23 protein-coding genes and 1 tRNA gene are annotated in these 21,193 nt (G+C 46.6%); 11 read left to right on the top strand and 13 right to left on the bottom strand.

Annotated elements, in window-relative coordinates; genetic code table 11:
- Positions 1-206: 206 nt before the first annotated feature.
- The 5 genes from miaA to D9Y29_RS08900 are packed head-to-tail and all read right to left on the bottom strand — an operon-like array spanning position 207 to position 4,788.
- A complete protein-coding gene (gene miaA / locus D9Y29_RS08920) occupies positions 207-1,118 on the bottom strand; it encodes a tRNA (adenosine(37)-N6)-dimethylallyltransferase MiaA (protein WP_127127173.1) in 912 nt (303 codons plus the stop codon).
- Positions 1,119-1,120: 2 nt separating this feature from the next.
- Entirely contained in the window at positions 1,121-1,687 is a 567-nt protein-coding gene (locus D9Y29_RS08915) for an IS1096 element passenger TnpR family protein (protein ID WP_127127171.1), read from the bottom strand.
- Positions 1,688-1,732: 45 nt separating this feature from the next.
- Positions 1,733-3,148, bottom strand: a complete 1,416-nt coding sequence (locus tag D9Y29_RS08910; protein ID WP_127127169.1) for a CCA tRNA nucleotidyltransferase — start codon at positions 3,146-3,148, stop codon at positions 1,733-1,735.
- Positions 3,149-3,197: 49 nt separating this feature from the next.
- Positions 3,198-4,205, bottom strand: coding sequence for a glycosyltransferase family 9 protein (locus tag D9Y29_RS08905; protein WP_127127167.1), 1,008 nt, complete (start codon positions 4,203-4,205; stop codon positions 3,198-3,200).
- A gap of 16 nt (positions 4,206-4,221) precedes the next feature.
- Positions 4,222-4,788, bottom strand: coding sequence for an L-threonylcarbamoyladenylate synthase (locus D9Y29_RS08900; protein ID WP_127127165.1), 567 nt, complete (start codon positions 4,786-4,788; stop codon positions 4,222-4,224).
- 110 nt (positions 4,789-4,898) lie between these two features.
- On the opposite strand from D9Y29_RS08900, the gene D9Y29_RS08895 reads away from it, so the two are divergent.
- The 4 genes from D9Y29_RS08895 (at position 4,899) to D9Y29_RS08880 (ending at position 7,870) form a co-directional block, all read left to right on the top strand.
- Positions 4,899-5,711 (top strand): 2,3,4,5-tetrahydropyridine-2,6-dicarboxylate N-succinyltransferase, encoded by an 813-nt coding sequence (locus tag D9Y29_RS08895; RefSeq protein ID WP_127127163.1) that lies wholly within the window; start codon positions 4,899-4,901, stop codon positions 5,709-5,711.
- 31 nt (positions 5,712-5,742) lie between these two features.
- Entirely contained in the window at positions 5,743-6,675 is a 933-nt protein-coding gene (locus tag D9Y29_RS08890; RefSeq protein WP_127127161.1) for a DMT family transporter, read from the top strand.
- A 96-nt stretch (positions 6,676-6,771) separates the two neighbouring features.
- Positions 6,772-6,855, top strand: a tRNA-Leu gene (locus D9Y29_RS08885).
- 175 nt (positions 6,856-7,030) lie between these two features.
- Entirely contained in the window at positions 7,031-7,870 is an 840-nt protein-coding gene (locus D9Y29_RS08880) for a tyrosine-type recombinase/integrase (protein WP_164735323.1), read from the top strand.
- 292 nt (positions 7,871-8,162) lie between these two features.
- On the opposite strand, the gene D9Y29_RS08875 is transcribed toward D9Y29_RS08880, so the two are convergent.
- Positions 8,163-8,528, bottom strand: a complete 366-nt coding sequence (locus D9Y29_RS08875) for a hypothetical protein (protein ID WP_127127157.1) — start codon at positions 8,526-8,528, stop codon at positions 8,163-8,165.
- A gap of 39 nt (positions 8,529-8,567) precedes the next feature.
- On the opposite strand from D9Y29_RS08875, the gene D9Y29_RS26855 reads away from it, so the two are divergent.
- From D9Y29_RS26855 to D9Y29_RS08865, 3 genes are all read left to right on the top strand, one after another.
- Positions 8,568-8,690, top strand: a complete 123-nt coding sequence (locus D9Y29_RS26855) for a hypothetical protein (protein WP_277601116.1) — start codon at positions 8,568-8,570, stop codon at positions 8,688-8,690.
- A 774-nt stretch (positions 8,691-9,464) separates the two neighbouring features.
- Complete coding sequence (locus D9Y29_RS08870; protein ID WP_127127155.1) at positions 9,465-10,487, top strand: LLM class flavin-dependent oxidoreductase; 1,023 nt, start codon at positions 9,465-9,467, stop codon at positions 10,485-10,487.
- A 72-nt stretch (positions 10,488-10,559) separates the two neighbouring features.
- Positions 10,560-11,078: an OmpA family protein gene (locus D9Y29_RS08865; RefSeq protein ID WP_127127153.1), complete on the top strand. Its 519-nt coding sequence runs from the start codon at positions 10,560-10,562 to the stop codon at positions 11,076-11,078.
- Positions 11,079-11,098: 20 nt separating this feature from the next.
- Here the strand turns inward: D9Y29_RS08865 and D9Y29_RS08860 are convergent, their stop codons facing one another.
- From D9Y29_RS08860 to D9Y29_RS08850, 3 genes are read right to left on the bottom strand one after another with little or no spacing between them, the layout of a single operon-like run.
- Positions 11,099-11,518, bottom strand: a complete 420-nt coding sequence (locus tag D9Y29_RS08860) for a DoxX family protein (RefSeq protein WP_127127151.1) — start codon at positions 11,516-11,518, stop codon at positions 11,099-11,101.
- Positions 11,519-11,533: 15 nt separating this feature from the next.
- Positions 11,534-11,932 (bottom strand): VOC family protein, encoded by a 399-nt coding sequence (locus D9Y29_RS08855; RefSeq protein WP_127127149.1) that lies wholly within the window; start codon positions 11,930-11,932, stop codon positions 11,534-11,536.
- Positions 11,933-11,945: 13 nt separating this feature from the next.
- Positions 11,946-12,350: a VOC family protein gene (locus tag D9Y29_RS08850; protein ID WP_127127147.1), complete on the bottom strand. Its 405-nt coding sequence runs from the start codon at positions 12,348-12,350 to the stop codon at positions 11,946-11,948.
- A 136-nt stretch (positions 12,351-12,486) separates the two neighbouring features.
- Here D9Y29_RS08850 and D9Y29_RS08845 point away from each other — a divergent pair, with 136 nt between their 5' ends.
- Positions 12,487-13,464 (top strand): GlxA family transcriptional regulator, encoded by a 978-nt coding sequence (locus tag D9Y29_RS08845; protein WP_127127145.1) that lies wholly within the window; start codon positions 12,487-12,489, stop codon positions 13,462-13,464.
- Positions 13,465-13,710: 246 nt separating this feature from the next.
- Here the strand turns inward: D9Y29_RS08845 and D9Y29_RS08840 are convergent, their stop codons facing one another.
- From D9Y29_RS08840 to D9Y29_RS08825, 4 genes are all read right to left on the bottom strand, one after another.
- Positions 13,711-14,424, bottom strand: coding sequence for a DUF4625 domain-containing protein (locus D9Y29_RS08840; RefSeq protein WP_164735322.1), 714 nt, complete (start codon positions 14,422-14,424; stop codon positions 13,711-13,713).
- Between the two features lie 50 nt (positions 14,425-14,474).
- The gene (locus tag D9Y29_RS08835) at positions 14,475-14,951 is read right to left on the bottom strand and encodes a DUF4625 domain-containing protein (RefSeq protein ID WP_127127141.1); all 477 of its coding nucleotides are present in this window, start codon (positions 14,949-14,951) and stop codon (positions 14,475-14,477) included.
- A gap of 15 nt (positions 14,952-14,966) precedes the next feature.
- Positions 14,967-17,369, bottom strand: a complete 2,403-nt coding sequence (locus D9Y29_RS08830) for a TonB-dependent receptor (RefSeq protein ID WP_127127139.1) — start codon at positions 17,367-17,369, stop codon at positions 14,967-14,969.
- Between the two features lie 206 nt (positions 17,370-17,575).
- On the bottom strand, positions 17,576-17,878 hold the full coding sequence (locus D9Y29_RS08825) for a hypothetical protein (RefSeq protein WP_127127137.1): 303 nt from the start codon (positions 17,876-17,878) through the stop codon (positions 17,576-17,578).
- Positions 17,879-18,057: 179 nt separating this feature from the next.
- Between D9Y29_RS08825 and D9Y29_RS08820 the strand changes: the two genes are divergently transcribed.
- The 3 genes from D9Y29_RS08820 (at position 18,058) to D9Y29_RS08810 (ending at position 21,191) form a co-directional block, all read left to right on the top strand.
- A complete protein-coding gene (locus D9Y29_RS08820; protein WP_127127135.1) occupies positions 18,058-18,387 on the top strand; it encodes a hypothetical protein in 330 nt (109 codons plus the stop codon).
- Between the two features lie 176 nt (positions 18,388-18,563).
- Positions 18,564-19,766 (top strand): GTP-binding protein, encoded by a 1,203-nt coding sequence (locus tag D9Y29_RS08815; protein ID WP_127127134.1) that lies wholly within the window; start codon positions 18,564-18,566, stop codon positions 19,764-19,766.
- Positions 19,767-19,787: 21 nt separating this feature from the next.
- A complete protein-coding gene (locus D9Y29_RS08810; RefSeq protein WP_127127132.1) occupies positions 19,788-21,191 on the top strand; it encodes an alkaline phosphatase in 1,404 nt (467 codons plus the stop codon).
- Positions 21,192-21,193: the final 2 nt, after the last annotated feature.

The raw sequence follows: 21,193 nt of genomic DNA, 5'->3' as shown, positions 1-21,193 counted from the left end.
AATTCGGATAACTGAAATTACCTGAGACTTGCGTAGTACAAAGTTCGGCTAAAACATTAAAATATTTCAGCATTTAACTTTTTATTGCAATTTTTTGTAATAACTTCTGATAAGCTTCAAAACGCATTTCAATACAGCAGATTACATTCCGGGTTACAAGGTAAAAAATCATTTTCCCGGTAAGAAATAACCCCTGAATATTTTTTTCACATTTTATTTAGCTTCTCCATGCAGCATTTCAGAATCTCTTCTTCCTGGCCAGACGAAAACCAATGGAAGGCCTTATCTTTTTTGAACCAGGTCATCTGCCTTTTGGCATAATACCTTGTGTTGCTTTTGATGGCTTCCACTGCATTTTCAAGGGTACAGTTACCTTCGATATAATCAAAAAGTTCTGTGTATCCAACTGTTCGCAGGGCATTGAGATCTTTAAAAGGATGAAGTGATTGAACTTCAGCCAGCAGCCCCTGTTCCATCATCTGGTCTACCCGGAAATGGATGCGCTGGTGAAGGATTTCCCTGGGTAATTCGAGGGCCAGTTTGATGATATTGAAATCCCTGGCAATATTCTTCTTATGCTGGAATTCGCGGATGGAGCGACCTGTATGCAGTTTCACTTCAAGTGCGCGGATCAGGCGCTGGGGATTGAGGATCTCCCCGTTACTGTAATAGATGGGATCAAGTTCAGCAACCTGCTGCTGCAGCCAGGCAAGGCCATGCTGCGCATAGTCTGCATTGATCTGCTCGCGGACTGCGGGATCGATAGCAGGAATATCATCCAGTCCTTCGCAAAAAACTTTGATGTAGAGGCCGGTGCCTCCTACCATGATGGCAATATCCTTTTGACTGAAAATTTCCTTTGCAGCTTCCAGGGCGTATTGTTCAAAAGATGCAGCAGTAACATTCTGATGAATGGAATGTGAATTGATGAAATAATGTTTCACCAGTTGCAATTCCTCTTCAGAAGGTTTTGCCACCCCAATGGTCATTTCCCGGTAACATTGCCGGGAATCCGCAGATATGATATTTGTATTGAAATATTGCGCCAGCCGGATAGCGAGCGCCGTTTTGCCGGAGGCAGTGGGCCCACCGATAATGACGACAGATTTATTGGCCATGATTATTGCTCTTCCTCACCACTGGCTTCACCGCTTTCATCGGAAGCCATATCTTCCCCATCCTGGTCTTTTTCTCCAAATCCTGAAGTTCCGCTGAGGAGATCATATTTCTCTTCCACTTCGGAGAGTTTATCCTGCCCCATCAGTCCTTTTGTTCCATTCTGAGAGGGCGCAATGCCTTCTGTTCTGATCACAGCAGGATATTCAAGCCTGGAATTTTCCTCCTTGGTTACACCGATCAGCTCAATCAGGAAGCTCCAGTTCTTTACAAAGTCGTAGATGTAGATGAACTTCTGGCTCGGGTTCTTGATCTCAGACCCGATCAGCGTTTCCTGCATGAGCAACGGAGGAGCTTCATACTTTTTATCGTATTTGTCCAGCGTAATCTCTCGGCCGCGCTGCCAGTTATCATTACTCCTGTAAAAAGTTGCCTGGTGTTTACTATCGAATTCATACGATTTAAGAATCACCTGGTGCAATTGAAAAAATGATTGCGTATGCTTGATCGCAACATCCCGGTAGATGCTATCGTCTTCTTCTAAATAAACCCTGAATTTAAGTACAGCCATAATTACGAATATAATGATCGTTCGTTTCAAAAATAAGACAATATTCTAACTTTTCAGAAGTCCCATTTCGGCGGCTTTTTCCATCATGAAGCGGTAAGCAGCATCATAATTATTTTCTATTTCACCGTCCAGAATAGCTTCCCTGATGGCATTCTTCAGATCTCCAACTGGTTTGGATGGTGGTAGCTTGAAAACTTCCATGATCATTTCGCCCGTGATGGGTGGTTGCCAGTTACGGATCTTATCTTTTTCTTCCACTTCTTTCATTCTCTCACGCACCATCTCGAAGTTTTCGAGAAAGCGTTTCACTTTCTGCCTGTTCTTCGATGTAATATCCGCTTCACAAAGCAACATGAGGCTCTCCACATCTTCGCCAGCATCGAACAGCAATCTGCGAATAGCCGAGTCCGTTATATTCTCCTTTGTAAGAGAGATAGGCCTGAGATGCAGTTCCACCAGCTTGCGCACGAGACGCATCTTTTCATTTTGAGGTAGTTTCAGTTTGGCAAAGATCTTCGGCACCATCCTTCCTCCCACCACTTCATGGCCATGGAAGGTCCAGCCATGCCCCTGCTCAAATTTCTTGGTGGCCGGCTTTGCTATATCATGCAATAAAGCTGCCCAGCGTAACCAGAGATCATTGGTATGGCGCGAGATATTATCAACCACCTGCAGGGTGTGGTAGAAATTGTCCTTATGTCCGTATCCATCCACATACTCCGCTCCTGCCAGGTCCACGAGTTGCGGGAAGATGATATGCAGCAATCCGCTTTGATAGAGTAGATCAAGACCGATGCTGGGTTTGCTGCTGCAAAGTATCTTATTGAATTCATCGGTGATGCGTTCCTGCGATACGATGCGGATACGCTCCATATTGTCTTTGATACTCTGGAACACCGGCGGATGAATGGTAAAATCCAGCTGGCTGGCAAACCGGATGGCGCGCATCATGCGCAGGGGATCATCACTGAAAGTTTGTGATGGGTCCAGTGGTGTGCGGATGAGCTTATTTTCGAGATCAGTAATTCCATTGAATGGATCGATGAGCTTCCCGAAATCCTCTTCATTTAGGCTGATGGCAAGTGCATTGATGGTAAAATCCCGGCGGTCCTGGTCGTCTTTCAAAGTGCCGGGCTCCACTTCCGGATTGCGGCTATGGTAACGATAGCTTTCTTTTCTGGCGCCCACGAATTCGATCTCCCAGTCGTCCACTTTAATCTGTGCTGTGCCAAATGTTTTGAAGAATGCCACGGAAGGTTTGGGTTGAAACCGCTCTGCCACTTTATGTGCCAGGGCAATGCCATCTCCCACGCAAACGATGTCTGCGTCTTTCGTTTTCCTTCCGAGGATCTTATCGCGCACAAAACCTCCGATCACATAACAGGGAACCCCCAGTTCAGTAGCTGCATGCGCGATCTTATTAAAAACGAACAATTCCTTTTCCGAGCATTGAATATCCATAAGCAGTGCAAATGTAAAACAAGTGTAGCATAAGCGGGGAAGCCTGTGGCTAGGCCCTTAAACTGTTGAGCAGTTGATCATCCTGTATATTTTTGGCGCATTTGAAATGACCGAGCGGACAGGCTTTCTTTCCATGGAGGCCGCATGGCCTGCAGGGCAGTGGCTCCATCACTTCCGCGATGAACTGTTTATCAGACAATGGCCCGAATCCGAAGGAAGGCAATGTAGAACAGTAAACAGCTGTCACCGGTGCATTCACGGCAGAAGCGAAATGCATGGGTGCAGAATCGTTCACATAATTCATCACGGCATCCCGCATCAATGCAGCAGATTGCAGGAAGCTCAGCCTGCCGCAGAGATTCACCACACCCGGATGATGCACATTGGTACGGATCTTTTCCGCCAGTGTTTTATCACCAGGTCCCCCGAGCAGGAAAATAGTGTAGTACCGGGAAACCTTGTTCACGAAACTGGCCCATTGCTCAGCAGGGTATTGCTTGGTGAACCAAACCGATGCAGGAGAAATAGTGATATAAGGACTCCCTTTATAATGCGCCACAATCTCTTCGTCTGTGCCTGAGGGATAGAGACGCGGTTTTTCCGGCGTATCATCGCCTGTGATGTCTTTGATCAGTTCATTGCATCGCTCGATCTCGTGTTTGGTAACGCCATCGCTCGCAATCACATGCTTCACACGTTTGGTGAAGAAGCGGCTGAGCGGATTCTTATCGTACCCAACAGAATATTTGGCGCCGGAGAAAGCAGTGAGGACCCCGGTGGCCGCAAAGCGCTGCACATTGAAGACCATATCATACCTGGTGGCGCGGATCTTTTTCAGGAGCTGAAAAAGATTTTTCATTTTTCCATCTTTCTTATTCCATGTTATCACTTCATGCAGGAAGGGATGATCTTTCAGCAATCCTTCATTCCCTTTTCTCACCATCATATCGATATCAGCCGAAGGATAATGCCGGTGCAACTTTTCCAGGATGCCGGTGGCCAGCACCACATCGCCGATAAAAGCAGTTTGAATAACAAGGATCTTTTCTTTTGCCATAGATATTGAATATAGATCAGGGTCTGATTACGGTAACTTCGCCATTCTCCCATCGCACAACGGCGGAAGGGGCGGCAATGGAATGATCGTTCTGCCGGTACTCCACCACGTAATCGACTGCATTCCTGATATGCACCGGTATCTCTGCATAATTGCGTGGCGTGGGCTCTCCGCTGAGATTAGCTGAAGTGCTGACGATGGGTTTCCTGAACCGCTTGAGCAGGTGGCGGCAAAAATCTTCCTTCACGATCCTGATGGCAATGGAACCATCTTCGTTCACCAGGTTATCGGCCAGGCCTATGGCCCCATTATAGATCACCGTTGTTGGCTTGCTGACCCTGTCGAGAAAATCGAATACGGCCAGATCGATACCGGCCACATATTGCAGGATATCCCGATCATCCGCCAGGAGCACGATCATGCTTTTGGAAGCAGCCCTCTGCTTCAGGTCATAGATCTTCTTTACAGCCTCTGCATTGGTAGCGTCACAACCAATCCCCCACACAGTATCCGTTGGGTACAGCAGCAGGCCGCCCTGGTCCAGCACTTCCAGGGATCTTTCCACATCGTGGTTGAATTCCATGCTGCAAATGTAATCTATCGGAAACAAGCTTCAAAAGGTGGTACTATTCCGGGCTTATTTCCCCACGTTTTATTGGCGCTCAATTGTTAAGTTTGCAAAAAATATCTCGCATGGAACTTCAACAACTGATAGCTGAAGCCTGGAACAACAGGGAACTTGTAAAAGAAAACAAATATACAGATGCAGTAAGGGCAGTGATTGAGGAAGTTGATAAAGGAAGGCTGCGCGTAGCTTCACCAGAAGGCGATAACTGGGTAGTGAACGAATGGGTTAAGCAAGCCATCCTGCTGTATTTCGCCACACAGACCATGCAGACCTACAGTCTGGAACCATTCGAGTTCTACGATAAAATGACCTTGAAGAAAAATTATAAGGACCTCGGTGTAAGGGCCGTTCCGCATGCCGTGGCCCGCTATGGCGCTTACCTGGCCAAGAACGTGGTGCTGATGCCTTCCTATGTGAATATCGGCGCATACGTAGATGAAGGAACGATGGTAGACACCTGGGCAACTGTGGGCAGCTGCGCACAGATCGGTAAAGGCGTTCACCTGAGCGGCGGCGTTGGTATCGGAGGAGTGCTGGAACCATTGCAGGCTTCTCCTGTGATTGTGGAAGATGGCGCATTCATCGGCAGTCGTTGTATTGTGGTAGAGGGAGTACGTGTTGGAAAAGAAGCCGTACTCGGAGCCAATGTAGTGCTCACACAAAGCACCAGGATCATCGATGTGAGCGGATCAGAGCCAGTTGAAATGAAAGGCTATGTTCCTGAACGCAGCGTGGTGATCCCCGGTAATTATACAAAGAAATTCCCGGCAGGTGAGTACGGCGTAAGCTGCGCACTGATCATCGGTCAACGCAAGCCCAGCACAGATCTCAAAACAAGCCTGAACGACGCACTGCGCGATTTCAACGTATCAGTGTAATGCAGCAGGTGACCCACAGGGTTATACATGGATGGAGCAATTGAAAAAAAATAACCGGATCACACTGGCAGGTTTTGTAATCACTTTCCTGGGAGCCGTGTTATTTTCCACCAAGGCCATCATCATCAAAGTGGCCTTTGCGCATACAGCCGTCAATGCGCTCACATTGCTCACATTGAGAATGATATTTTCCCTCCCTTTTTATAGTGTGGCCGCTATTGTGGCCGCAAAGAAACAAGAGAATAAACCACTTACCCGGAGTCAATGGACCTGGGTAGTGGTTTTAGGCGTCTTTGGTTATTACCTGAGCAGCCTTTTCGATTTCATGGGACTGCAGTATGTGTCTGCCGGACTTGAAAGATTGATCCTCTTCCTCTACCCTACATTTGCGGTGCTGATCAATGGTTATTATTTCAAACAGAAGATCAACCGGCTGCAGTGGATTGCCCTGCTGCTGACTTATCTCGGCATTGGCCTTGCCTTTGCAGGCGAATTACAGCTGGATACAAGCAATCCAAACTTCTACTGGGGCTGTTTCCTGATTTTCCTCTGCGCTATCACTTATTCAATTTATATCGCAGGTAGTGGTCATATCATTCCATCTGTTGGAGCGGGCAGGTTCACTGCTTATGCGATGCTGGCTGCAACAGCCGGTATCTTTTTACATTTTTTGTTTGCAGGGAATTTTGAAATGCTGCGCAATGCAGCAGGTAACGCGTGGATCTATGGATTGATGCTGGCAATTTTCGCAACTGTGATCCCGAGCTTCCTGATCTCACTTGGGATGAAACGGATCGGTTCGAACAATGTGGCGATCATTTCCGGTATTGGACCTGTGTCCACCATTTTACAGGCATATTGGATACTGGGAGAAGAAATTTTTTTCGAGCAGATCGTGGGCACAATGTTAGTGGTAGCGGGAGTTTTGCTAATTGGCTGGAAGACGGCGCAACAAAAAACCTGACATATTTTTGGCAGGATGAATTTAAGTTTTATATTTGCAACCCCGAACACGATTACCGGAACGTTCAAGTAACTTTGAATCAACGGTTTAACACCTGCCCAGGTGGCGAAATTGGTAGACGCACTGTGTTCAGGTCGCAGCGCTCGCAAGGGTGTGCTGGTTCGAATCCAGTCCTGGGCACTTTATAAAACGCTGATAATCAATGAATTATCAGCGTTTTTGCTTTTCTCTCTATTTGTATCTTTTTCATTATTAATGGCTTCCATATTTTTATTTCCTTCATAATTCAGCACACAACTGGCACACACTTGGCTCACATTTTTAAAAAATGAAAGTCAAGATAACGTCGCGCCTTATGCGCAATAAACAGAAGATTTACTACACCCTCGAATGGGGTAAGATGATCGGTCAACGAGTGGCTACCGGAATATTTACCTATGCAAATCCCATTAATGTTATTCAGCGTCGCCATAACAAGGAAGCACTTCACTTCTTAGAGATTAAGAAAGCACAGATGACCCTGGACGCCCATGCAATAGGTACAGGTTGCATGCCTGCGTACAGACTAGAGCCCAACTTTTTGGATTTCTATAAATCTTACTTATCAGAAAACAGGCAGTTCGGTAACCGTCATTTAGAAGGCAGTTTTAATTATTTCAGTGCATTTTTAAAAAAGAAATTCCTCTCTCCCATTGATGTTACACCCGACTTATCAAGGAGTTTCAGGAAATATTTATTAGATCACCTTAATGGAGAAACTCCCGCCAACTATTTTGCCCGATTCAAAAAAGTGATAAAAGCAGCCACGCACGCAGGATATTTCAAGGTCAATCCTACCTCTGATATTCTCGCTAAAGCAAATAAAAATAAGCGGCGAAAAGAGAACCTGGAGGCTGAAGAATACCTCCAATTAATCAACGCCCCTGCCTTTAATGAAGAAGTGAGAGAAGCTTTTCTATTTTGTTGTTATACCGGCCTTAGGTGGTGTGATATAAAATCGCTGACGTGGCAACAAATAAATGATGAAAGCAGTCGAATTACAATAATTCAGCAGAAAACCTTCGTGGAGCACCATATAACACTTCACCCAATTGCGAAGGTGATTCTGGATAAGCATAGACTAGTAGCCATCAATCAGCCTGTTTACGACAGAATTTTCAGATTGCCAACAGCTGATGGGCAAACAAAGTATTAAATGACTGGTGCGAAAAGGCAGGACTAGAAAAGCATATAACCTGGAGCTGTGCTCGGTTAAGCTTCAGCATATTGTTACAGGACGCTAATGTAGATGCAGCGACCGTTGCTTTGCTCTTAGGCCATTGCTCCACGAAGTACATCAACGGAGTATATAAAAGATACAGGCCCAAAAATCAGTTTGAGGCTATTCGAAAACTACCAGATCCGTTTTCTAAAGGTGAGGATCCACAGTTATTCGTCTATTAGTTTCTTATGAATGACTGTCTGAAAACAATCTGCTTATACAAGGCTTATAGTATATCGAGGTATTGATGGATACGCTTCAGGAGCTCTTCAAACGTAGGCTGTCCTTTGTAATAGAGAGCTTTTGTACTCTCATATCGCTTTTGAAATTCGTGACGAAGATTCTTATCCTTAAACAGGAAAGCTTCATTTTCTCTGATCGGCAAATCGAAATCTTCAACAGGGAAACGCTTCTCCTTATGATCCAGGTATTTCTGCGTTCCGATGAATGTTACGACATCCGGAACACCCAGCAAGGAATAAACATCGTAATGAAAATTGATGTGATTCACCGTGGAGGCCGGAAAAAGGATTTCTGGGACCTCGATGAAATCCTGGAAACATACAGCGTAAATAAGCTGTTGGCTTTGCATGAACAGCAACATCCCTTTTCACGCAATACCCAAGAAATTTTGCAGCAACTTGTAAACTTTGATAAAGCTGACAATGACTTCGATCCCATCTGCCTGAAAGAAAAAAGATGGGAACTCATCAGGTATGGGCTTGTGGAAGCTGTCAATACCCGTAAACCCTGATACACCTGATTAGAAATTACAAAAGAAGAATTTTATCTATACAAAAGAACAACCTTATGCCAACGAATAAATACAAACGCATTTTTATCAGTCACGCTACCAAAGACAAATTCATCACAGACGCATTTATTGACCGGCATCCGGTAATACATCCAATATTTATTCGATATATCCGATGAGGATTTTACCATCAGCACAACGCTCCCGGTAACATGGCTCTCTTTTGAAGCGCAGTTAAACCATTAAAAACAGGCTATATTAAAGGCGCAGGCAACTCGGCTAAGCATCAGGAATATCAGTACCTGGTCAGCAACCTGGAGAATGGCAACTATTTTTTCCGTCTTAAACAACTGGATTCCGACAGTAAACACAGCTATTCCAAAGTAGTGAAGGTTGTTATCCGGAGCGCAAAACAATCAGCCTTTGCTTATCCCAACCCCGCCCAGGGCCAGGCAAAAATCAATCCGGGTCAATTTACGGATAAGGTATTCAGTGTGAGAATTGTTGATCAGACCGGCAGGAATGTATTGATGATTCCTGTTAAAAAACACCCTTTTTCTATTTTCAGGTTGGGGCAGGTGCATATTGACTGTTAGCTAAACTGTCTTCGGGATCGGACTGAGGAAGAACATTAAACAGCAACGTAACACAAATTTCCACTCTCTTTTACCAACAATCCTTTGCTTCTGATTGTATAGGAAAAACGCTTGTAGCGAGTATGCATTTGACCGGTCACCGGCGAATTCCCTGATTATTTCATTTGAAAGTGAACACATGAAAAAGATAGGATTTCTTTCCTTCGGGCATTGGGCCAAACACCCAGCCTATCAAACCCGCTCTGCCAGCGACACCTTGCTGCAATCCATTGACCTGGCCGTAGCTGCTGAAGCAATTGGCCTGGACGGAGCTTATTTCCGGGTACATCATTTTGCAGCCCAGCTGGCATCACCGTTCCCATTGCTTTCGGCAATCGGCGCCAAAACCAGTACGATAGAGATCGGAACCGGTGTGATTGATATGCGCTATGAAAATCCATTGTACATGGTGGAGGATGCAGGAGCTGCAGACCTGATCTCGCAGGGAAGATTGCAGTTGGGGATCAGCAGGGGATCGCCCGAACAGGTAACTGACGGCTGGCGATATTTTGGGTACGAACCGGCAGAAGGCGAATCCGATTCGGATATGGGTAGACGTAAGGCACTGGAGTTCCTTGATAAACTCCGTGGTATCGGGTTCGCACAACCGAATCCCAATCCGATGTTTCCCAATCCTCCCGGATTACTCCGGCTGGAACCTTTTTCAGAAGGATTGCGCGAACGCATCTGGTGGGGAGCAGCTTCCAATGCAACCGCGGTGTGGGCAGCGGAAAATGGCATGCACCTGCAAAGTTCCACGCTGAAGTTTGACGAAAGCGGTAAGCCATTCCATATACAACAGGCCGAGCAGATCAGGCTCTATAAAGAAGCCTGGAAAAAAGCAGGCCATCAGCGTGAACCGAGGGTTTCAGTGAGCCGTTCCATTTTCGCGATCATCAATGAACAGGATCGCCGATACTTTGGGCAGGAAGCAAACCGGAGGGATCAGATAGGAATGATCGAGCCTGGCAGGAACGCCATTTTCGGAAGAAGCTATGCTGCCGAGCCGGATCAGCTTATCAAGGAACTGGCAGCAGATGAAGCTATCCAGGAAGCAGATACTTTGCTTCTGACAATTCCAAATACATTAGGCGTTGACTATAATGTTCATGTGCTGTCTTCCATCCTGGAGCATGTTGCCCCGGAATTGGGATGGAGATGACCGGTAAAAGCTAGTTTCATTATCTTGCACACATACCAGTTTTACCAATTTCCTTAATTAAAAACTTTCCCTATGATGCGATTCATGCATGTTCTCATACAGGCGGCAGTAGTGGCAGGCCTGCTTTTTTTGCAACCGGCCTGTAAAACAAACCAACGAGCCCAATCGAACTCAGACCTCAAAAAACAAGAAAAAGAGATCCGGCAGGAAGTCCCGGACATGATAGCGGAGGAGAAAGAAGAAGGGCTTGAAGTATACTTCAAACCCACGGTGCTGTTCGCCTTCGACAAAGCTGAGATACCAGAACAGATCAGGGATAACCTGAACAAATTTGCTGCCATCCTGAAACGCTATCCCAATTCGAGCATCCTGGTGCGCGGACATACCGATGATGTAGGTACAGAAGCATACAACCAAACCTTGTCTGAAAACAGGGCAAAGACCGTGAAAGATTACCTGGTCTTACAGGGAGTACCTGATTCCCGGTTGAAAGTGAAAGGATATGGCAATACGGTTCCCAGGTACTCCAATGACAATGAAGCTGGCCGCTCCAGGAACCGCCGGGTGGAATTCCTGATATTCGAGAAATAAGATAGCATGCGCTCCATCTATCATGCCATTTGATTGAGCACAGAAATATCGACCTGCTTTCTTCTGTTGTCAGCCCTTTGTATTCCACTTTTCGAAAAATAAGACAATGCGAGAATGGCCATAATTCCTGCAGGCAGTAATATGAACCCTATATTACCATCCACCGCAGCATGGCTGATCATAGCGAACAGGAGGTTGAAAGTAAGTCCTGCATAAGCCCATTCCTTCAACCGGTCAGGTATGGCAGGCAGCAGTATGGCCAACGCCCCGGTAAATTTAAAGAGGGCCAGTGCTACCGCAAAGTAATCAGGATAGCCGAGAGGACTGGTGCCGGCATTGATATATTGCGGTGCAAACAACAAAGTAATGAGGGGCATAATGCCTTCGAACAGGAATATAAAAATTGTTGATGCCCAGAAAATGATTTTTGTCTTTTTCATTTTTGTATGATTTTATCAATGAACACTTAATAGCCAGCTGATATGGTAGATGTCAACAATGTTGACCAGCGGGTTGGAAGATTCCATTGAACAGAAGTTCCTGCCGGTGAGTTTATTGATCAGTCTCGTTCGTTCGGTAAAAGAGGAGCATTCAATCAAGATGCTTACACTGTTGCCAGTAACAATATTGCTTTCGCCCGGCAAATCCGATCCAACCAAATTAAAATACTCATTTCGCAAGGTGGCCCACAACACCGCTCTTCGCATTGCTTTGCTCATCCCGGTACCATGTGGTGTGTCTGCCAACGTTTGCACCGTCAATTCTCCACCAAAACATATTTGGTAATAATTGAAAGCCTGTCTGCAATTTCCATTGAAGGAAAGGTGCACAGCAAATGCTAATTCATCTTTCAAAACTCAATGATTGTTAGCCAGGGAATTTGCTCATGTCCATATACAGTACTTCCCAATGGTTGCCATCCAGATCGCTAAAGCTTCTTTGTTGCATGAAGCCATAGTCCTTTGGTGAACTGGGTTCACTTCCACCAGCTTTCAGTGCAGTATCCGCCATTGTATTTACTTCCCCGGCACTATCCACAGAAATGGAGTTGATCACACCGATCTCTGTTCTGGCATCAATTATTTTCTTGCTGCTGAACTGCGAGAACTTATCGTGGGTCAGGAGCATTACATAAATTTCTTCGCTCAATACCATACAGGCCGCAGTTTCGTCCGTGAAAGCAGGATTATTGGTGAAACCGATCTTTGTATAGAATTCCATTGACTTTTTCAAGTCGGCTACCGGCAGATTGATAAAGATTTTCTTTGCCATGTTGAATATTTTTTGGTTATTGGTTTGATAACACAAAAATGACAAGAAAGCACGAAACCGGTGATATGGGAATGCGACAACTTAGGTGGGCAAAAATGACAGTGATGCACTATTTTTACCATAAAGCTTACATCTTATGAAGGTAACAGTTTTTGCCCCTGAGAAAGGCGTTATAGAAGCGGTAACACCACCATACCGCGCATTCAAGGCCGCCAATGACTTTCTTGAAGCGCTTGGCAAAAAACCCATTTTTGAAGTGGAATACGCGGGCCTGACAAACCTTGTTTCGGCAAACGATGGCGAATACACCATCAAAACGGATCGCCTGATCAGGGATGTGAGCAAGACCGACCTGTTGATCATACCGCCTGTTTATGGCGATATTGAGGAAGGAATAAGAATAAATAGTGAGGTCATCCCCTATATCCAAAAGCTGTACAAAAAAGGCTGCAGCATCGCCAGTTTGTGTTTAGGCGCTTTCCTGCTGGCAGAGACCGGCCTGTTGAACGGAAAAAAATGTTCTACCCACTGGGCTTACATCGACGAGTTCAAAGCACGGCACCCCCAAATTGAAGTGGTGGATGGCGCAATTATTACTGAGGTAGGAAATATATACAGCAGCGGCGGCGCCAGCAGTCTTTGGAACCTGGTCTTATACCTGGTTGAAAAGTTCTCCGACCGTGAAACGGCTATATTGATCTCGAAGAATTTCGCGCTGGATATTGGCCGCAACAGCCAGGCGCCCTTCACGATATTCAAAGGACAAAAAAAACATGCGGATGATGAGATCATGAAGGTGCAGGAGTACATCGAGAAAAATTACACTAACAAGATCACGATCGATGAACTGGCAGCCATCGTCAATTCCGGCCGCCGCACCTTCGAACGCAGGTTCCGTCAGGCTACCAACAACACTCCGTTGGAATACATACAAAGAGTACGAATGGAAGCTGCCAAGAGGTTCTTTGAAGCATCACGGAAAAACGTAAGCGAAGTAATGCTTGACGTGGGATATACTGATACCAAAACTTTCCGCGATACTTTTAGAAAAGTCACAGGACTGACGCCAATAGAATACAGAAACAAATATGCAAAGGTGGCTGTAGAAATGTAACCTGTCAAAACTCTCATCTATGGATTTTTTGTCCGGACCACATTTCCATATTGTCGCCCTTTGGGTCTATCTGCTACCCTCTTAGAATTTCGGGGAGCCCACTCGCTCGCCTCCCGGCGAGTGAACTTTATTCAGTCGCCTCTGGCGACGCGGTGTTCGCCAGAGGCGAACAAATACAAGTCACTCGCCGGGAGGCGAGCGACTGCCAGCTCTCTGATCTTTTAGTCAGCCCCCAATCATTGAAGCTTATGGTTTGTCGAAATGATCTTCAAACTCTTTTTCCTTTCCTGCCCGGTCTATCACTTTGAGGTGAACATGATAATGTCCTTTCGGAGCAGCGCTGATGTCGAGATGTTTATGGAAATGATAAGTGGTTTTGTCCACCATTTCTGCATCCGTGAAGGAAAACTCTTTTTCCCAGGGACCGTGTATTTCCACTTCCACTGAAGCGATCTTATTGGGCGCTGTTATATCGGTTTCCAGGTGCAGCTCCGCACCACCATCTTCCAGTTCCAGGTCAAGGGTGGTAATGGAAGGCAAACTGGGATCATTTTTGATCACGATCTCTTCTTCAAATTCTTTTTTCTGACCACGCTGATCAGTAACCGTAAAATGAAGATGGTAAGCACCTGTAACCGCATCCTCCGGGATATCGATATGTTTGTGGAACCCGGCAGATTTCAGTCCAACAAAACCTGTGGTATACACGGAATCGAACTTCCAGCCCTCTCCCGCTTCCGGATGGATCTCAACCCTTACGCTGGCGATATTTCCCTGAGCCGTTATTTGCGCTTCAATGTGAATATCAGAACCAACATAAGCAACCTTGCTGTTATCGGACCCTACTTCAATACCTGTGATATCGGGGATGGGTACTGCATCATCATCATCCTTGGAACAGGCAGTGAACAAAACAGAAAGCAATAGAACAGGAAGAGCCCAATTGAAAATTTGTCTCATAGATTTGCATTTAAATTTTGAATAAATATTTGATGGCGGGCTACGCCGCATTACTTGATCTTGATGCTTAATCCTTTGATGGTTTGCCAGCCTTCAGCATCCGTCAGCAGCACCATGAAATGGTAATCGCCGGGGTCTATATCTGCAGGAATGGCAATATCCACATCGGCCTCAAAACGCCTGCTGTCTTCAGGAATGGGATAGGACTTGATATACAACATGGGATTTACAGGCGCTTTCACAGGGTCCATGGTGCAGCTGTTCACTTCAGTGCTGTGAGAATGATGATCGAAGTTGTGGTGGATATCCAGGGAAAAAGACCCCAGCTTCGCATTGTCTGTCAGCAGGGCTGTAAAAGTGAAAGTCTCTCCCCGCTTCAGTTCACTGCATTGTTTCGGGAAGGAGTTCGACGCAGACAGGTCTATCACCGGATATTCGGTATCCACATTCTTTTCATCTTTGCTGCAACCAGCTAGAGTCGTTGCACAAACCAGGCTTAGTACGCCCACATAATTGATCAGCTTCATAAAGAGATATTTTGTTCATTTTATCGTAAAAGGAACCTTCAGCATCAGCACGATATTCCTTCCCTGCTCAGGAAGTTCTATCAGCCTGTAAAAGCTGGTATGGTTCATATATTTCGTGTTGAAAATATTCTGTACCTGGAGGCTCAGTTGCAAAACATGCTTTGCAAATGAGATCCGGCTGCCTGCCTGGAAATTGAATACACTGTATCCAGGCGTTTTCTTCTCGGGAGGCACAATATTGTTCTGGTCCCCTGTGATGCGGTAATCCAGGGAGAAATAAGTTTTCTTCATATGACCATCCCATTGTGGCGACCAGCTGAGGTTGATCAGTCCTGAAGGCGGCGGAGAAAAAGGAAGGGTATATCCTTTTTTGTTTCCGGACAATTGTTCCGCATACAGGTATTCGCCGGTGAACTCCACAGCCAGGTTCTTCACAAACCGGTAACTGGCCCGTAACTCCCCGCCATAGCGGAACACACGGCTTTGCGCATATTGGAATACCTGGTTGCCAGCGCCATAATCATAATCGTGCGAAGCAGTTGGATTCAGATAAATGTAATTCGGGAAATAATTATAGAACGGGCTCAGGATAACAGACCAATTACCGGCATCCCAGCCAACACTGAGATCAACCTGGTAAGATTGTTCGGGTGAAAGTGTTGGATCGCCTTTCTCATAGCTGAAATAATGATAGTTCACGCCATTGGCGGAAAGCTCTTTCGCGATCGGCATCCTGAAACTTTTTCCCAGGTTGAGCTTAGCCGTTAGATTCCCCTTGTTGTAATTCATACCCAGCGACCATACCCAGCTTTGAAAGTTCCTGCTGAATACTTCTGCTCTCACAAGATGCTTATTGACTGTATTCCCTTCTTCGTTCACCGTTGAAGGAAACCAGTCAGTATACCGGAATGTTTTCAAATGTCCGTGATCGAAGCGGATAGCCCCATGCAACAGGAGATGGTCATTCACACTGTACTTATCATACAGGAAAGCGCCAGCGGTGAACTGGCGGAAACCCGGCGCCAGGAAACTCCAGCCGCTGATCTTGTTATCCTGGAACTCACCGCTGATGCCAGCTGTGATGGTATGCTTTCCCAATTCCATCTTATTCCGCAGGTTCATGGAATACACATGCTTGTCAAATTCGCGTTCCAGGCTTGAAGGGATGGCCATCGTATCGGGATATAACGGTGGCATATAGCCGTGATTCACATACTGGTTGAATTCCTGCCGGAAATTGTGCTGGTATCCCAGATCCAGCTCCAGCAGGTGGATACCTGCTTCAACAGCGCTACGGTTGATCACTTTGAAATGGTTCACTTCCTGGCTGGGCTGAAGGATGTCTCTTGCAGAATGATCATGCTGGGCTGTATTCACCCTGCGCGGCTCCAGCCCATGCGCATTCGCAAAGAAGCCACTCCTGCTGAAAACATTACTGACATGGAAAACAGACCGGAACCGGTCGCCGGAATATCCTCCGGAAAAATGGAATCCGGATTCGCGGCCTGCCGTATTCCTCAGGTAATTCTTATGAAGTCCAACGGCATAGCTGTATACAAAAACGGTATCGGCCGGCACACGGTAATCTGCATAATCCTGCCAGGTGGCCCTTGCATTCGCAAACCAATGCTTACTTCTTCCATAGAAGTTCACAGATCCGCCATAAAGATGATTATTGGTTTTACCCACCAGGTCTATCGAACCACCGATCCGGTCCTCCTGCGGTACTGGCGCCGGCTTTACATCGATAGCGCCGCCAATGGCATCCGATCCATATAAGAATGAAGCAGCACCTTTGACCAGCTCCACTTCGCTGGCAGCAAACTGGTCCAGCTCAAGGCCATGATCAGCGCCCCATTGCTGTCCTTCATGCTTGATGCCATTTTCCACCACCACCACGCGGTTGAAGCCAAGCCCTCTTATCAGCGGCTTCGATTGACCGGAACCGATACCAATGGTTTTGATACCTGGCAACCGTTCCAGGGTTTTCATCAGGCTACCTCCCAGGTGCCTTTGAATGAAATCCGCTTTCACTACTTCCAGGTTCAATGATTCTTCAGCCTTCCGCACCTGCACCTGGTTATCGCGCACCACCACTTCTTCCAGTTCAGTCACCAATGAGCGCATAACGATCACTAAAGTTTGGGAATGCCCGCTGATGTTCACCGGCAATCTTTGATCTCTGTATCCGGGCAACTGTGCAGTCAGTAAGTAATCGCCATTACTGAGTTGCCGGAAAGCAAAATGCCCGGCAGTATCAGTAACGCCTCGCATTCCTGCCGGAGAGAGATGGAGCTTCACTCCTGGCAGTGAAACGCTCCGGCTGGCAGTCACCTTCACTGAAAGACTGTGCGATTGTGCATGCACGTTAGTTTGCCAGCATATGCAGGCAATGAGTATAATGTATATCCTGAACATACAACGTGAGCTCTACAAGCCCAAAGCCAGTAAAATGAGTGAGATAATAATGCAGCGTTCCGAATAGCCGGAGAGCTGGCAGTCGCTCGCCTCTGGCGAGTGACTTGTACTTGCTCGCCTCTGGCGAGTTCAATGTTCGCCGGAGGCGAACCAATAGCGCTCACTCGCCAGAGGCGAGCGAGTGGGCTCTCCGATAAAAGTTGGGGCTATGCCAATGCAGGCGGGCCTTTGTTGGTAAAGGCATTAAGGGTCATCTCATATATTCCCGCACATACAACACCGTTATGTTCGATCGGTGCAGGAAGTACAGGAATGATCCTGGGTGGATAGGTAAGGAAGAATTCCTTTCCATTTTGTTGCGCAATTTGATCGCACAATTTACAAACAGGCGTAACCGTGCCGGAATCATCGTCGGCAACATTTTCTATATGACCATTGCAGAAATGGGAATGGGCCAGCGGCAGAAAAGTGATAAACGCAAAGCAAGCCAGCAAGAAGATGGCGATCATCTTGCCGGCTTTCTCAGATCGATATTTACATTGCATTTTCACGAATGCAACAAAGTTGCAAAATTTCAGTGAAACTTTCGAATTAATTCGGGATTTAAATTTGGGAGAACCGTCTGCTAGCTGATTATTAAAAAATACAACATTGTTGCAAAAATAAGAATTCCCCTATCTTTGCCCTCATGCACCGCGGAACTGCATACCACAGTAAACTGATCGCATCGCTGCTATTGGCAGTGATGTGCTGGGTGCATATCATCAAAATCATTCACTCGCACGAGTTACATCAACATCACCAGGAATGGCGCCTGGAGAAAACATTTGTTGAGCACGAAAGCCATCAGGCCTGTAATATTTGTGATTACCAGCTTGCCAAAGACGCACTTACTACCGGTGATATTCACTTGCAGTTTTATCCCGTATACTTCCCTTCTTTGCTTTGTCGCTTACTCACCAGTCTGAATGCAGACCATCTCCTTCATGTAGATAGCAGGGGCCCTCCGCAGGTATAAGAAAATACTTCGCGTGCTGCCAGTCGCTCGCCTCCGGCGAGTGACTTGTATTTAGTCGCCTCCGGCGACGCTGTGTTCGCCGGAGGCGAACAATTAGAAGTCACTCGCCGGAGGCGAGCGACTGGCTACACCGAAAGAATCCATTTATTCCTGTACGCAACATCAAAAGTATAATCATGCCTCAACATAAATTACCTGTAACCGTATTGAGCGGTTTTCTCGGCGCTGGCAAAACCACCCTTCTGAACCATGTGATCAACAATCGCGAAGGCCTGAAAGTGGCAGTGATCGTAAACGATATGAGTGAAGTGAATATCGATGCACAACTGGTGCAACAACAAACCACTCTTAGCAGAACGGAAGAACAACTGGTGGAAATGAGCAATGGCTGTATCTGCTGCACCCTGCGCGATGATCTCCTGAAAGAAGTGGAGAAACTGGCCAGGGAAGAACGTTTCGATTACCTCCTTATCGAATCCACCGGCATCAGTGAGCCACTGCCTGTTGCGCAAACCTTTTGCTACCAGGACCAGGCCAATGGCATCGATCTGAGAGCCATCAGTAAACTTGATACAATGGTAACCGTAGTGGATGCTTTCAATTTCATCAGGGACTACAGCACCATGGATACCCTGCAAAACCGGCAACTCACCGATATGCAGGATGATCATCGCACCATTGTGAACCTGCTTACAGACCAGGTAGAATTTGCAAATGTGATCATCCTCAACAAAACAGATTTGGTGACCGATGAACAGATCGGGATCCTCAGATCAGTGTTAAGAAAACTGAATGCTTCCGCCAGGATCATTGAAACAGCATTCGGCAAATTACCTTTGAAAGATATACTACATACCGGCCTCTTCGATTTTGAAAAGACTTCCCAAAGCGCCGGTTGGATCGAAGAAATGAACAAAGGCCATCACAAACCGGAAACAGAAGAATACGGGATCAGCAGCTTTGTTTTCAAAAGCCGCCGCCCCTTTCATCCGCAACGCTGGTGGAATTACCTCAACACAGAATGGCATAGTAATATCATCCGGAGCAAAGGATTGTTCTGGATAGCATCCCGCCCCAATGACGCGCTCAACTGGAGCCAGGCCGGAAGCAGCCTGCGCGCAGATAAAGCAGGCGTATGGTGGAGCAGCATGCCGTTCAGCGAACGGATCCGCTACGCAGCGTTCGTTGACAACCAGCTGAGCATAGAACGTAACTGGGACAAGCGTTTCGGCGACAGGCATATCGAGATAGTGATCATTGGTCAGGACCTCAACAAAGGCGCCATTTACAATGAACTTGAAAGCTGCTTGTGCGATTCACAGGAACTGGAGCAAATGCAGCAATACATTTCCTTCAGCGACCCTTTTCCGGCATTCTAAACAAACTGTAAAATAAGCAACATGCAAAGAAGGGATTTTTTCAGGAATGGTTCTCTCGCCCTGTTGGGAACAACGTTGACAGGCCATCCTATTTTGGGCAATACCATTGACAGCAAGCCCGGGAAACAGCAGGCCCACAATATCATCTTCCTTGTCAGCGATGGTATGAGTACCGGCACACTGAACATGGCCAGTCTCTTAAAGCAACGGAAAGAAGGATCACAAAGCCACTGGATGAAACTGTATGAAGAAAAGAAAGTGGTGAAGGCGCTGATGGACACTGCATCCGCCAGTTCGATGGTCACGGATTCCGCCGCAGGAAGTTCCTCCTGGGGAGGCGGCGTGCGTGTGAACAATGGCTCGCTGAATGTAAGCCCGGATGGAACGAAGCACACGCCCATCCTGCAAAAATTCAAAGCCGCCGGAAAATCCGTGGGCTGCGTTACCACCGTTCCCATCACGCACGCCACGCCCGCAGGATTCTGCATCAACAACAACAAGCGTGGAGACCAGGCGGAAATCGCCACACAATACCTGCCCCTCCGATTCGACGTAATGATGGGCGGCGGACTGGAATATTTCACCGCCGACAAACGAAAAGACAAACAGGATCTGTTGTCTGTCTACCGTCAACAATCATACGAAGTAGCGCTGACCAGGGAAGAGATGATGAAGGCCGATGGAAAAAAACCTTTACTGGGCGTATTCCATGAAGACGGACTGCCCTATGCATTAGACAGGTTGCAAAACAAAGACCACATCAACACCATCCCTACCCTCGCTGAAATGACTGCCAAAGCCATCGAAGTGATGAGCAGCAATAAAAAGGGATTCGTATTGCAGGTAGAAAGTGGAAAAGTAGACTGGGCAGCCCATGCCAATGATGTGGGGGCGCTGCTCTATGACCAATTGCAATTTGATGATGCTGTTAAAGTGGCTATCGATTTTGCAGAAAAAGACAGGAACACACTCGTCATCATCACAACAGATCACGGCAATGCCAACCCCGGCCTCTTTTATGGCGATAAAGCCAACAGCAATTTCGATCATATCCAGCATTTCAAACACACCAACGATTGGATCTTGAATGGCATCAATAAAAACTTCACCACCCAACAAGTGATCGAAAGGATCGAATATGCACAGGGCATAGTATTGCAACAACAGGAAGCCGGGGAACTTCTGAAACACTATTCTGCATTGGATGAAAGTGGATTGTACAATCCGAGAAAACTGCCATTCAAATACCTGGCGCAATTGCAGCAATCCTTTACTTCCGTAGGATGGGGATCGATGGACCATTCCGCCGATTATGTGGAACTGGCTGCCTATGGACCAGGCAGTGAACTGCTGAAGCCTTTCTTAAAAAATACAGACCTGCATTACCTCATGCTGAACGCCACCGGGGTGAAGCATAATAACTGATG

Source organism: Pseudoflavitalea rhizosphaerae, from assembly GCF_003991355.1.
GTDB classification, from domain to species: Bacteria; Bacteroidota; Bacteroidia; order Chitinophagales; family Chitinophagaceae; genus Pseudobacter; species Pseudobacter rhizosphaerae.
The sequence above is the reverse complement of the archived record's forward strand: the minus strand, read 5'-3'. Positions and strand labels throughout refer to the sequence as shown.